We start from the raw sequence: 13,165 nt of genomic DNA on the forward strand, positions 1-13,165 counted from the left end.
CCGAAGCGGTTTGCGGTATCGTGCTCCGCGCATGACCGCCCACGTCGCCGCCGTCCCTCGGGCCAGGCTCTCGCTTTTCAGCAAGCTCGTCTACGCCGCGGGGAACGCCGGGAACGTCCTCGGCTACCAGCTCGTCACGAGCTACGTCCTGAGGCTCTACGCGCCGCCCGACGACAAAGGCACCGCGCTCATCCCGGCGTTCCTGGCCGGCGCGATCCCGACCTATCTCCTCCTGAACCTCATCGCGCGTGGCTTCGATACCTTCTGGGACCCGATCGTCGCGAACTGGTCCGATCGCAGCAAGCACCGCCTCGGCCGCCGCCGCGCCTTCATGCTCGCGGGCGTCTTTCCCCTCGCGCTCACGGGAGGCCTCGTCTTTTTCCCGCCCACGGCCGCCTCGTCGCTGCTCAACGTCGTCTGGCTCGGCGCCATGCTCACGGCCTATTACGCGGTGTTCTCGGTGTACGTCGCGCCGTACCTCGCGCTCCTGCCCGAGATCGCGCCCGACAAGCAGGAAAACACCTCGCTCTCGACCCTGCTCGCGGCCGCGGCCCTGCTCGGCGCGCTCTTCGTGATGGTCGTCGCTCCGGCCTTGTTCCTCGGCAAAGGCGGTGATGATCGCGTCGAGCTCCAGACCATGGCCTTTGCCCTCGCCGTGCTCTCGTTCGTCCTGATGCTCCTGCCCGTGCTTTTCCTCGACGAGCGCCGCCTCTCGGTCCGCGCGGAGGCGTCGGATACCGAGCCGAGCCACCTCGGCCTCGTCGATTCGCTCCGCGCGACCTTCGCGGACCGCGCCTTCTTGCCGTACGTCTTCGGTTACACGTTTTATTTCTTCGCCTTCAACATGATCTCGACCGGCGTGCCTTTTTACGTCGAGGTGCTCATGGGCCGACCGCTCGCCGAGGTGGGCAAGCTCCTCGGCCCCATGTTCGGCGTGGCCGCGCTCTCGTTCCCGCTGCTCGGCGGCCTCACGCGGCGTATCTCCAAAAAAGGCGCGATGATCGCCTCGGCCCTCGTCTTCGGCGTTTTGATGGCCCTCATTCCGGTGGTCCACGACGTCCGGATCGGCATGGTCATCTTCGCGCTCGCGGGTGTCCCGGTCGCGATCTTCATGGCCATCCCGAACGCCATTCTCGCGGACGTGTGCGAGGCCTCCACGCGGCGCACGGGAGAGCGCCGCGAGGCCATGTTCTTCGGGGCGCAGGGATTTTTGCAGAAGATCTCGCTCGGCGTCTCGACCGGCGTCTTTCAGTGGGTGAAGGACGCGCTCGGCAGCTCCGCGGAGAACCCGCTCGGGGTTCAGGTCACGGGGCCGCTCGCCACGGCGATTCTGCTGCTCGCGGCGATCGCATTCGCGAGGTATCCGGAGGCGCGGATCACGAAGGAGATGGAAGGGGCGAGGTGATCACGGCCGCGGCACCACCGCGAATTGCGGCTCCGTGCTGTAGTCCGGCTTCACGCTCCGTGCCATGAACACGTCCCAGGCCTCCTTGGCACCCGGGATCCCCGATTCCGCCGCCACCGCGAGCGCCGGCTGCATATTCGACGGATACCCTTCGGTGCTGGGCGAGTAACCGACCATCTCGCCCTCCTGGAGCATGAGCGCGGCCGCCATCTCCGCGCCGCCGCAGGGCGCCGACTCCAGGGCCGTTTGCCCCTCGTGCACCAGCGTCGCTTTATACGCGTCGGCGAACGTCGTGTAGAACGTGCCCTGGGCCATGTCCTTCACGGGCAGGTGGTAGACGCTCGCGAAGATCCAGCAGAAGCCGGGACCGACCATACGCCCGACCGGGAACTTCGCCTTGTACTCGAGCAGCGGCCGCGCGTCCTCGAAGCCGAGCGAAACCAGGTGGCCGACGCTCCACGTGAAGAAATCATCCATCCACGGCGCCGTCGTCCCGTCTTCGTAGAGCGAATATCCATTCGTGAGGATGCCGAGCACGTTCGCATCCGCATTGTCGACGTAGTTCTTCTTGTACCAGTCGATGTTGTAGCCGATCCGCTCGGTGAAATACTTCTTCATCGGATCGGCGTCCGGCGTGATGTAGGCCGCCTGCCCCAGCGTCCGCAACGACCAGGCCTGGCCACGCGTCTGATCGAATTGCACGAGCCCCTTCTTGTTTTCGCGATAGCCCGGGTTCGACTGGAGCATGTTGAAGTTCGCCCAGAACTGGAGCTCCTCGAGGTAGTAGCGATCCCCGGTGAGCAGATAAGGCAAGTAGACGAGCGCGGGTTGGTGCGCCGAATCGGCCTCGTAGGGGCTCGAGCAATCGCCCCCGCAGGCGGGGAACGCGTCGGAGACGCCGGTCTCGGGATTGACGGCGTCACCGGGGTTGCCGAGCAACGTCATGTACGCGTGGTCTTCGAGCGACACGGGACGATCGGTCTCCTTGTCGCGATAATGGATGGGCCAGCTCCCGGCGCCGTCCGCGGTGCCGAGCGTGGCCCGCTTCGCGCGCGGATCCATGGACAGGAGCCACATGGCGCTCCAGCCCGGCATCGGTCCGATATCGGGCCTTCCCCCGGTGGAGGGCATGTAGGGGTTTGTCAAGCCGATCCCCATGGGCTCGTACGCCTTTTCGCTGTACGCCGCATCGAGGTTCGCGAGCGCCGTTTCGGCCGGCACCAGCGTGGGATCGAAGTGCGGGACGGCGCCGGTGGAGAGCAGATAAGGGATGTCGTGCTCGACGTCGACCTGCGGATCCTCCCCCCACCAGAACGCTTTGCGCCAGCGCGCCCGTCGAAGATGAACGAGCCCGCTCTTCGTGTAGACGGACTCCTTGTCGGTCGCGATCGCGAGATCGTAAGTGAAGTTCTGCGGGTCCGGCTCGTATGCCCAGTCGTTCTCGACGGTCACGCTCACGAGCACGCTGGGATTGCCGGCGTACGCGCGCACGTCGAACCGCGCCGTGAGGTGCGGGTGCGCGCCGTCGGGGCCAGCCACCGGCGCCACCACGGACCATTCGGAGACCAGGGGGCCATCGAGCCAGCGAGGTCCTTCCTTGGCTTCGAGAAGGGAGCGCGCGGACGCCTCGTAATGTTTGCCCGCGAGGTCCACCGATACTTTGGCGTCAAACGTCGTCGCGAGGAGATCCGCCGCCGAGACGGACGCGTCATCCTCGCCCGCCTCCACGGGGTACAGCTCGAGCGTCGTGCTGCCGCTGCCGGGCAGCGTGGGAATACGCGCCGTCAGCACGGCGTGGCGGAGCGAGCCATCGGCGTGTGTCGCTTTGGCGTCGACCTGGAGGGGGACGTCCACTCCATCGATGCGCGCCGCCACGGTGGCGCCGGGGGGAACGTCGCCGACCGCAAATGGCTGCGCGAACGTGACCCATACGTCCTGCCGATCGGACGCGCCGCCGCTCCGATCGACGACGACGACCTTGGTGAATGTCTCACCGAGCGGATTGTGACCGCCGGTGCCGCCGGTGCCGCCGGTGCCGCCGGTGCCGCCCGTGCCGGCAGGATCGGTCCCGCCGCAGGCCGCCAGGAAGGCGAGCGCGGCGAAGGTCGTGGTCAACGAAAAAGCAAGATTTCTCATCGAGCAATCTCCGAGCACACGGGCCCATGGCCGCAGCCTGCCGTGTGCTTGCAAAAGAAGGCGTTGCCGTCCGGACCGTCGACAGCACAACCACGTCCGATTGCTAAATGCAATGGTGACCATCGTTCATGTTCGCAATTTCGTGTGGTACCACATTATTCGTGTATGGATGTGGTTTGCGCCGTTGCCCCGATCCCTATCGGTGAGGTCGTCGAAATTGGCGCATGGCGAGGCATGGCCGCGCTTCCCAGATACGGACGCGACATGGTAGCGTCCGGCCATCGAAGTAAACGAGCCGATATCGAGGGAGGTATCGGCTCCGCATCCCGACGAGGGGTCATTGCCGTCGGGAGAAAGAGTTTTGGATATGCTGAAATCATCCTTGCTTTCCCCGCGGCTTTGGCTCCCGCTCGTCGGGCTCACGGTCTTGTTCGCGGCTTGCGGCGACCCGTCCGAAACGCCGAACGACCCGAGCGCCGCGTCTTCCTCCTCCGGAACGGGTGGATCGGGCGGCAGTGGTGGTGCCGGGGGTGATGGCGGCGAGGGCGGGGTGAAACCGCCGACGCCGCCCGGCCCCGACGCGGAATGGGGCACAGGGAGCGAGACCGGCACGCTCGAAGGCAACGTATGGACCCCGGGCCGCGACGAGAGCGGCCTCGTCAATGCCGACTCGTGGGCGCTCGTGCCCAGCGGGCAATGGATCGAGGTGAACGGTACGAGGCTCGATGCCCTCGACGCCGAGGTGAAGGAAAAGGTCCCGGGCTGGAACGATTATGGCTCGGGGGACTGGAACGCCGTCACGGTCGCGTGGAACGCCCCCGCGCACGACCCGGAGGGCAGCCGCGCCTGGTGGGTCTCCTCCGGCGGGCACGCCGATTCGAGCAACAATGGCATCTACCGGTTCGACGCATTCCGGATGGCCTATGCCATCGAGCACCTCCCCTCGGACACCACGCAGTGGAGCGAAGCCTACAAGTCGGTGAGCACATACACGAGCTGCCCGGAGTCGAGCGCGGAGTACGACGCCGCCGTCGCCGCGGGCACGTTGAAGGAGGAGAACGACTGGTTCTACGACGAGCTCTACTGGGATCGGCAGCCGACGGCGCGCCACACGTACTCGGGCGTGGTGTACGTCCCGAAGACCAACGAGCTCGTGATGGCGGTGCGGCGCCTCTGGCGTTACTCGCGCGACGAGGGCAAATGGGTTTACAAGCGGCTGCCTGCCATGGATTGGCAGAACAAGCTGGGCGAGGAGAGCCTCGCCATTTACGACGAGTACAAGGACCAGCTCCTCGTCGCGTCGTGTGGCTCCAACGGGCCGTGGAGCAACACCTTCGACATGAACACGTCGAACTGGACCGGCGAGGGCACCTCCTGGAATGGCTGGGACTGGAACGGCGCCGCCGATGCGCGCTTCGGTGATTTCGTCGGCATCTTCAAGGTTCCGGAAGATCCCGCGACCGGTCAGTACGCGGCCAAGGGCCTGTACCAGCTCTTCAACGTGAAGGAACGCAAGGTCGTGCAGAGCGGCACCGTGCAGTATGCCGACGGCCTCTCGGCGGTCGACTTCCCGGTGGGCGACAGCGCCGGCATGGTGTACATCCCGCCGCTCAATCGCTACTGGGTGGCGGCCAGGACCAAGGAAGCCAAGCTCGGCTGGTTCGAGCTCAATCCCACGACGGAACCGTGGACGCTCGGCCGGCTGGTGCAGGACGGGCCGACCCCCACGCTCACCGACGGCAACACCCTCGTGCGCCGCCGCATTCTCTGGATGCCGAAGCTCCACGCGCTCGTTTTCCTCGGGGCCGCGGAAAAGAACATCCAGGTCTATCGATTCTGATCGCCAATCGCAAAGCGGCACGGTACTCGGAGCCGTGACCGTCCGCCGGGTACGGCAGGCCTTCCCGGAACAGACCCCGGCGCCTCATGCGTTCCTGCGCGCCCGCGGCGGACACGACGCCGCGCTCGCCCATCCGAGACCATGCCCCACGACCCCCGATTCGTCCTCCTCGCCGCCCTGATGTCGGGCGTGCTCTCCGCGTGCCGCACTCCTCCTTCGCCCACGCCGCCGCCCCGCGACGCGGGCGAGCCCGCGGCGGTGGCGCAAAGCCCCGCGGTCGTGTTGCCATCAGCCGCGGATGCCGCCGACGCGAAGCGCTTCCTCTCCGAGCTGGAGGGCCGCCTCGATCAGGAGCACGTGCGCGCGAAGCTCGAATGCGAAGGCATCTTCGTGCCCGAGGGGCTGAAGCTCAAAGGCACGTACATCCCCGAGGGCATCCCCAGCTACGAGCCTTGCACGTACCCTTCGGCTGACGGGCGCGAGCGCCTGCGGCAGGCCGTGAGGAAACACGAGCACCGGATCGTGTCCCGCTTCGAGCGCGCGCACCGCGACGCGAAGGCGGAGGCGCCGAAGCACCACGTGGAGGTGCCCGAGCCGATCGACCTGTGGCAATTCAGTTGTCAGACGCCGCGCGGCGTCGCGGTCCACTGGAACTGGATGATCGACGGCCCCTATCGGCCGCATTTCGACGAGGGCGCCTGGGAGACCGTCCCCTTCGTGAGGAACAGCCTCGAGCGGCTGTACCTCGTCGACGGCGACAAGGTGAAGGTGCTCGATCCGGGCGGCAAACATGGGCACGACTGGTCGATTTTCCCTCTCGGCACGGCGGATCTCGACGGCGACGGCGCGGCCGAGATCGTCTGGGTGCAAGGCCGCTCCGACGAGCCGCGGTCGCACGGCGGGTCGAACACGCTCGAAATCGCCTGGAGCGGGACGCTCGTGCCGCTGCCCGAGGCCATCCGAGGGGAGCGCTGGGACGGCAATTTCGCGCTCCTCCGTGAGGGCGACGTGAAGATCATCCGCCTGGGGGACGGCTCGTCGGCGGAGGAGCCGGCCTTCACCGTCCGGGGAGGTCGGTTCATTCCGTGGAAGCTCGAGCGTGACAAGAGCAAACGGACCGGGCCATGCGCAGCCATCGAGCGCAAGCACGCTGCGCGGGAGACCATTCTGGATTTCGCCATGTTCGGCGCCGGCGTCGAATCATGCGAAGGTGATGCCGTCCCCTGCGGGCCGCTGCCGGAGCGAGTGCGGCGCCTTTACGAGGCGCTGCTCCAGGCGGATCTCTCCGAGCAGGAGGCCCGCCGGTGGACGGCGAAGCTTTTCCGGTTGGATGAGCGAGCCTTGCCGGGGGTGCCTGCTCCGGGGGAGGCGGGCAAGAGGGATTGAGGCAGGATAGGGGCCCCCCACCGACATCTCCCGAGCCGCCAGAGCCTCTTCTCGCCTCCGCTTCCCCTTCCGATCTCGCCTCCGCACCCTCGCCAGGGTGCATTCCTTCCGTGCACATTCGTCCCCTGCCCATCCCCAGGGTGGCTCGACGATGTCCACGTACATTCCCTACCCACCCCCAGGGTACCTCTCCGAGAGGGACACACCACGCATACCCCTCGGGAGGGAGCCGGGACGACGTGGCTCGATGGCCGCGAGCCTCCCTCGGGGTATCTCTCCGAAATGGACATGGGACGCCACGGTGGCCGGAGGATGGCTCCTGGCGATAGATCCATCGAGCACAGCCACCCTGGGGGTGGAGCGGCGCGTCGATGATTGTGGGGGCGGGGCCTTGCAGGGCCTCGTTGGTCTTGTCGATTCGTCGAGGGATCCCGGATCGGGGGCCGAGGGCGATAGGGAGAGAGGGCGCGGAGCCTATTCGGGCCATGGTGCCGGAGGCCAGAGAAACAGGGAGGCGGTTGTGAGGGGTATGTTGGGAAGTTGTCTGCTTTTGAAGTTTCGGATTCCTTGCCTTCATGGCTCGCCGCCTCGTCGCCTGGTGCCTGCCGCTCGCCCTTCTCGTCCTATGCCTGCCGATGGTCGCCCGTGCGGAGATCCCCGTCTGTGTGCGGCTCCCGGGGCAACCGAAGATGGACAGGTGGGCCCTCTCGGGGAGCGCGACCGTCATCACGAAAGACTGGGCGGTCTTCACGGCCAAGACGAGTGGCCTCACGGTCTTCGTCTACGACCCGTATGCGCCGCCCGAAAATGTGCGGTTCTTGCCGCCGCCCCATGACAAGCTGAAGTGTCCCGCGCCGCCGCCGCGTCCGAAGCCGGCTCCGCCGAAGGACGCGTCCAAGGCCCCGGCCGAGGAGAACAAGGCCGTGGCCTCCGCGTCCGCCGAAACCTCGGAGTCGAAGCCGCCGCCCCAGCCGGGGAAGGACGAGGAAGGCGACGTCGTGCCGCCGGGCGTGAAGAAGATGCCGGAGCGTCCATCGGAGAAGCCTCGGCCCGCGCCGCCTCCGCCCGAGGGGGTGCTGTCGAGCGAGCCGCAACTGCCGTCGGAGGGCGTGTTGCCGAAGCGGGACGAGGTGCACCCACCGAAGTGCCTGGACGAGCATTGCACGCTGGTGGATCGGGGCGGCGCATTGCCCGAGCGCGTATCTCGACCCGGAGCGCCGCTCTCCAGTGTGGCGTCCTGCGAGCAGACGAAGGAGGGTTGCAAGGGCAACGGGAAGGGCAAGGGGGACGGCGAGGGCGACGGGGAGGAGAAGACCACCGCGGAGGAGCTCGCGGAAGAGCTCGCCTTCCTCGCGGCCATGGTCGACGGGAACCTGAACGAGGACACGAAGCGGGCGGACGGCAAGCGCTTCGGGGTCATCGACGGAAAGAACCCGGACGGCTTCGACAATCCCGTGGCCCAGACCGTCGCGAGCCTCATCGTGCTCTCGGCGGCCGGAAGAGCCGAGGCGAGGGCATTTTTCAAGAAGTTACATCAAGCGGCGAAGAACAAGACGCGGCTTGTGCTCACGGAGACGGATCTCAGCGAGAAGACGGCGGAGCTCTTGAGCAATAGCAAGGTCGGGCCGGCGATCGCGGATGCGCTGCACAGTGTCGGAGCGATCGGGCCGTACAAGATCATGGGTAAGTTCACGAAGGGTCGGGGAGGCCAGTGGGAGGCGCACCACATCTTCGAGACGGCGAGGATGACCAGGCTCGGGTTCGACCCGAAGGACGGACCCTGTGTGCTCTTGACGCGGGAGGAGCACATCGCGATGGGGAAGAAACTGAGGGAGGCGGCCACGGAGCTGCTGACGGACCCCAAGAACAAGGCACAAATCAGGCAGATGTACCAGCGGGTCTACAAGGACCGCCCGCACTGGCTCAAGGCGATCGAATCGTATTTCGTCGAATGAGCATGCCGCGTACGACGTGGAAGGCGAAACCACAGTATGAAAACCAAGGTTCGATTCTTCGACAACGTGACGGATGTTCCAGATCCCAGGAAGAGCATCCTGGAACCAGCGGGCTGCGGGCCCGACGTGGCCGAGGTGGATGAGATCGTCATTCAAGGGACTCGCTCGGTTTATCTGCGTGCCGCGATGTACGTCGACGACCCGCGGCTCCCCATCCTGCAAGGGCGCTTCCAGGCGCTCGGCCTCGAGCCGCTCGAATCTCGCTGGGACGAGTTCACGGAGGCGGAGCTCGACGCCGCGCCGCTGCTCGTCATGTTGTACGACAACAATGACCAAGTCTTCGGAGGGCCCCGATTGGGCACGACGTACGACATGTCCGAAGCTTGTCCGCGCTGCGGCGCGGGGGCCCGGCAGACGTCGGCGATGATCATCGACGGCGAAGATCTGCCCAAGCTCGAAGGTCGGCGCGCGGCCGCGACCTACTACGACGATATGCTCGTCGACGAGAAGATGGCCGAACAGCTCGCGAGCGCTGGCCTTTCGGGGCTGTCCTTCCGCGGGGTGTGCGCCCGGATGGAGGACGGGCGGCGTGTCGAGCTTCCCTGGCAGCAGGTCTGCGCGACGCGCACCTTGCCTCGGATGTCGCCGCGTTCGACCGGGATCGAACCCTACAAGCCGTGCGCTTGCGGGCGGAGCAGCTTCACGAACCCTTCAGAGGTCCCTCTGCGCCTCACCTACCGCGCCAAGGACGTCGCCGATATCCGTGACGTGAACGTGACCTGGGAATGGTGCGGCGAGGTGAAGTTCAACGGCGACGTGAGCAAAGCCGTGTTCCCCTGTCCCCTGTTTCTCGTCACCCCCAAGGTCCGCCGTATCTACCTGGGCGCCGGCGTGACCGGGTTCAAGTGGCTTCCGATCCGCGTCGTCGAAGACTGAGGGGAATTGCAGCGCTGGACTGGGGTTCGTCCGCGGAAGGGTTCGTCCGCGGAGGGGGTTCGTCTTGACCGACCGATGCGCCTGCGTGTAGGCTCGTTCTCATGAAGCACCTACTCCTCGCAAGCACGGTTCTCCTCGCGGTATCGGCCTCCTCGTTGGCTCTGGCCGATGATCCGTCCAGGGCTATGGCAGAGCCTCTGGTCGCTCCTTCTCCCGCGCGACCCGTCAAGGTTCCCGAAAACCTCGTCATCCCATATACCAATTACAACACCGATCGAGCCCTCGTGTCGCTTTTTCACAGCGCGACCCGGAAGCGCCTCCAGGAGGCGCAGGCGCTCGAAAAGGCGGGCAAGACGCAGGAGGCGCTCGAAAAGTATCAGGATGCCCATGCGCACCACGGTCTGCCGGATACGCAGCTAGAGCTTGGCTTCGCCCAGGCGAGGGCCGGACTCTTCTTGCCCTGTGCTCGCAGCATCCAGGCGGTCGTGGCATTCTGGGCTTTACGTGACTACGCCCTGCATTCCCTCGAAGAGGTGCGAGCGGTCCAGGCCTACTGCGCCAGGCACGTCGGGACGATTGCCCTACGGATCAACATCCCCGGCGTTCGTATCAACGTGGACGGCGAGCTGGTGATGGACTGGCCCTACAACGACGAGATCTACGTCGAGCCAGGGAAACATTTCATCAAGGCGATCGCCGACGGATATTATCACAACCAGACGGATTTCGAGATCGAGGCGGGAGAGCGGAAGACTCTCAATATTGCCATGCAGCACCGGATCCAGAGTCAATACGTGGCGTTCCCGGCGGCGCCCCTGAACATCTCGATCAACGCGAGTCTATCGACGACCACGAAGGTCGACCCGCCGACCTGGCCCAAGAGCCTCATGATCGCGAGTGGAGTCGGGATGGCGGTTGGATTGGGTGCGCTCGTGACGGGTCTCGTCTTCGTGAACAATGCGGACTCGAAGTCGGAAGCCTCGACATGGACCGGGGTCGCCGCTGTGGGTGGTATCGTCAGCGCCATGTCCTTGGGTGGATTTCTGATCGGATTTGCCAGTCGTCCCGAGCCGCCCCCGCCGAACGTCATCATCACGCCCCAATTCGCCAAGGATGGGGGCGGCGTGCACTTCACGGGGGTCTGGAAGTAGGGGCCGGCGAGCTCTGCTCGGGCCCCGGCCCGGCGCGGACCTATCAGGGGCTGTTCGAGCCGGCGCCGCCTTCGGCCTTCTCCTTGGCGGGCTTCGTGCTCTCCCATTCGCGCACGGGCTTGAGGAGGGCCTCGGCGCGCACAGCCGTCTCGGGCTTGCCGCGCTTGACCGTGCCGGCCACCTGGATGACGTAGTCGCGAATCGAGTCGAGCAGGGCGCTCCTGCTCTCACGCACCTCCGGCGCCTCCTCGGGGGCCTCCGTGGTACCGATGACCGACCCATAAAGCGCGTGCACTTGCCTCAAGGTCTCCAGGACGGGCGCGGCGCCGATGGCAGCAATATGCGTCGCGAGCCCCTCCCGCTCGACGGTCGCGAGCTTGGTCGCGATGGCGGCCCATTCCTCTTTCACCTTGAGGTTCACGAACGAACGCCCCTCGGGGAAAAGTCGCTCGAGCGCGACGAGCGCGCCCTGGCCCTCGGGGACGAACTCGGCCATGGACGCCCACGCGGCAAGGATGTCGTGTAATGCCCCGCCGACCTTGTCCACCCGGCGATCGGCCTCCTTCACCGTCACGACGCCGCTTGGCGTCCTGGCAATGGCCTGCTGGAGGACGGCGCGATCGGCCGCGATTTGAGCGACGGCCTCGACGACGCTCTGCGGAAGATCAGGATACTTCGCCGCGGCCGCCTCGACGGCGCTGGCGAGGGCAATCGCGCCATGAGAATCGACGACAGGGAGCTGGACGAGATCGACAGGTGTGAATGTACGGGATATGACGCGGGAGGCTAGAAAAGGGGGGAGGGCGGTGTCCAGAGTTTTGTGAAGCCTCCCGGCTCAATCCACCTCCGCCTCCGTCTTCTCCTCGGTTTCCTTCTCCTCGCAGCACCGCTTGTATTTCTTCCCGCTCCCGCAGGGGCACGGGCCTTTGCGGGCGGGACCCTCGGGGGGCGCTTGCCTCCTGGCGGGCGCCACGTGATCCCGCATGGCGCGCAGCACGCCGAGCGCGAGCTCCGGCCGGAATGGCTCGTGCACCGCCGCGACGGCGGCCCGCGGCAGATAGAGCGCCTCCGGCGCGGCGCGCGCCGCCCACGGAATGAGCGTGTAGAGCCAGGTCAATGCATTCGCGAGCCCCGCCGATCCACGCAGATAACACTGGAACGTGTTCGCCGCGACCGCGCAGGCGAGATCCTCGGGGACGTCCTCCGCCCGCTCGTATCGGAGGGGGCCCGCGGGCCTCGATTTCATGATCCCGACCCAGAGGTGCGCGCCGAAATCCCGCACGCAGGCCTGCCGATCCTCCGGCGCGTCGCGCTCCATCTCTGCGATGGTGCGGGCGATCTTTCGTATCGCGCGCGTGACCTTGCCGTGCTCCGTGTCTCTCCACTTCTCCGGGATGTCCGCGCCGAGCGCCTTCTCCGCCTCGGCGCGGAGCCGCGCGTGGCGCATGCCAATCGCGAGGATCCCGAGCGCGCTGTCGATGTTCTGCAGCTCGCTCTCCGCGTCCTGGTAAAACCGTTTGTACAGGCCGAGCAGGGGTTTGCCGATGCGGGCCGTGGCCCAGGCGCCGCGGAGCGCGAAGGGCAAGAACCCTTGCCGCGTGGCGGGCCAGGAGAACGTGGTGGTCTCGCCGAGCAGCTCGAGGAAGCCCGGGGGAAAGGTCTCGCGGCCGTCGAGGGTCGCGAGGACGGCGAAATGGCCCATGGCCCAGAGCGTCCGCCAGTACGCATAAAGCGCGTCGTCGTAGACGGGCCTCGGCTTGTCGGTCTTGCGCAAGAGCGGCAGGAGCGTGGTCTTGCGCGCGTCGTCGAGCTCGGATGCGGCGTGGAGGTAGAGGCGCAAGAACTCGAAGGCGTACAGCGGCTGGAGCGCCGAGATCGCGACGAACTCTTCACGCGAGAGCTCGTCGGCGGCCTCGTAGATTCGCCGCAGCAAGCTCCGGACGCCTTTCCCCCCGGCGAGCGCCTTCGCGGACTCCAGGCGTTCGCGCAGCTCCTCGGCCTTGGCAGAGAACCCGTCGATCTGCCCGCGCGTGACGACGGGCAGGTTCGAGACCTTCATGCCTTCGCCGAGGCACGTGACGAAGCGCCCGCCGCGCGTGACGATCAGGAAGGGACCCTCTTCGGGGTGATCGAGCGAGAGCGCGACGCGCTCGGCGTTCTCGGGCACGCGGGCCCGGTCGAAGATGTACCGGAGGAGGCTCTCGTCGCGGTAGAGCGAGAGCGCGAGCTCGACGTGCGGGAGCGAGACGCGATCGAGCCGGGACAAGAAGTGGTGCGCGTGCCCCATCGTGGCGATGGAAGAGCAAGCACGCCCCCGACGCAACGAGGCTCTCGGGGGCCGCGAAAAAAAAACGCG

At 66.5% G+C, this 13,165-nt stretch carries 9 protein-coding genes; 6 read left to right on the forward strand and 3 right to left on the reverse strand.

All coding sequences use genetic code 11. The features are described 5' to 3' along the window. Positions 1–31 precede the first annotated feature (31 nt). On the forward strand, positions 32–1,405 hold the full coding sequence (locus tag QHF84_RS43340; protein ID WP_281319463.1) for an MFS transporter: 1,374 nt from the start codon (positions 32–34) through the stop codon (positions 1,403–1,405). On the opposite strand, the gene QHF84_RS43345 is transcribed toward QHF84_RS43340, so the two are convergent. Next, positions 1,406–3,541: a hypothetical protein gene (locus QHF84_RS43345; protein WP_281319464.1), complete on the reverse strand. Its 2,136-nt coding sequence runs from the start codon at positions 3,539–3,541 to the stop codon at positions 1,406–1,408. It abuts the gene before it with no gap. A gap of 367 nt (positions 3,542–3,908) precedes the next feature. Between QHF84_RS43345 and QHF84_RS43350 the strand changes: the two genes are divergently transcribed. The 5 genes from QHF84_RS43350 to QHF84_RS43370 all read left to right on the forward strand — a co-directional run bounded on the left by QHF84_RS43350 (position 3,909) and on the right by QHF84_RS43370 (position 10,809). After that, positions 3,909–5,381 (forward strand): hypothetical protein, encoded by a 1,473-nt coding sequence (locus QHF84_RS43350; RefSeq protein WP_281319465.1) that lies wholly within the window; start codon positions 3,909–3,911, stop codon positions 5,379–5,381. A gap of 141 nt (positions 5,382–5,522) precedes the next feature. Further along, on the forward strand, positions 5,523–6,767 hold the full coding sequence (locus QHF84_RS43355; protein ID WP_281319466.1) for a hypothetical protein: 1,245 nt from the start codon (positions 5,523–5,525) through the stop codon (positions 6,765–6,767). A 575-nt stretch (positions 6,768–7,342) separates the two neighbouring features. Continuing rightward, on the forward strand, positions 7,343–8,722 hold the full coding sequence (locus QHF84_RS43360) for a hypothetical protein (protein ID WP_281319467.1): 1,380 nt from the start codon (positions 7,343–7,345) through the stop codon (positions 8,720–8,722). 36 nt (positions 8,723–8,758) lie between these two features. Beyond that, on the forward strand, positions 8,759–9,658 hold the full coding sequence (locus tag QHF84_RS43365; RefSeq protein ID WP_281319468.1) for a hypothetical protein: 900 nt from the start codon (positions 8,759–8,761) through the stop codon (positions 9,656–9,658). A gap of 101 nt (positions 9,659–9,759) precedes the next feature. Continuing rightward, a complete protein-coding gene (locus tag QHF84_RS43370; RefSeq protein WP_281319469.1) occupies positions 9,760–10,809 on the forward strand; it encodes a hypothetical protein in 1,050 nt (349 codons plus the stop codon). A gap of 43 nt (positions 10,810–10,852) precedes the next feature. On the opposite strand, the gene QHF84_RS43375 is transcribed toward QHF84_RS43370, so the two are convergent. Further along, entirely contained in the window at positions 10,853–11,383 is a 531-nt protein-coding gene (locus QHF84_RS43375; RefSeq protein WP_281319470.1) for a hypothetical protein, read from the reverse strand. A 261-nt stretch (positions 11,384–11,644) separates the two neighbouring features. Then, positions 11,645–13,096: an SEC-C metal-binding domain-containing protein gene (locus QHF84_RS43380; RefSeq protein ID WP_281319471.1), complete on the reverse strand. Its 1,452-nt coding sequence runs from the start codon at positions 13,094–13,096 to the stop codon at positions 11,645–11,647. Between the last annotated feature and the right edge of the window lie 69 nt (positions 13,097–13,165).

It is taken from the genome of Polyangium sp. y55x31, from assembly GCF_029946505.1.
GTDB lineage: Bacteria > Myxococcota_A > Polyangia > Polyangiales > Polyangiaceae > Polyangium.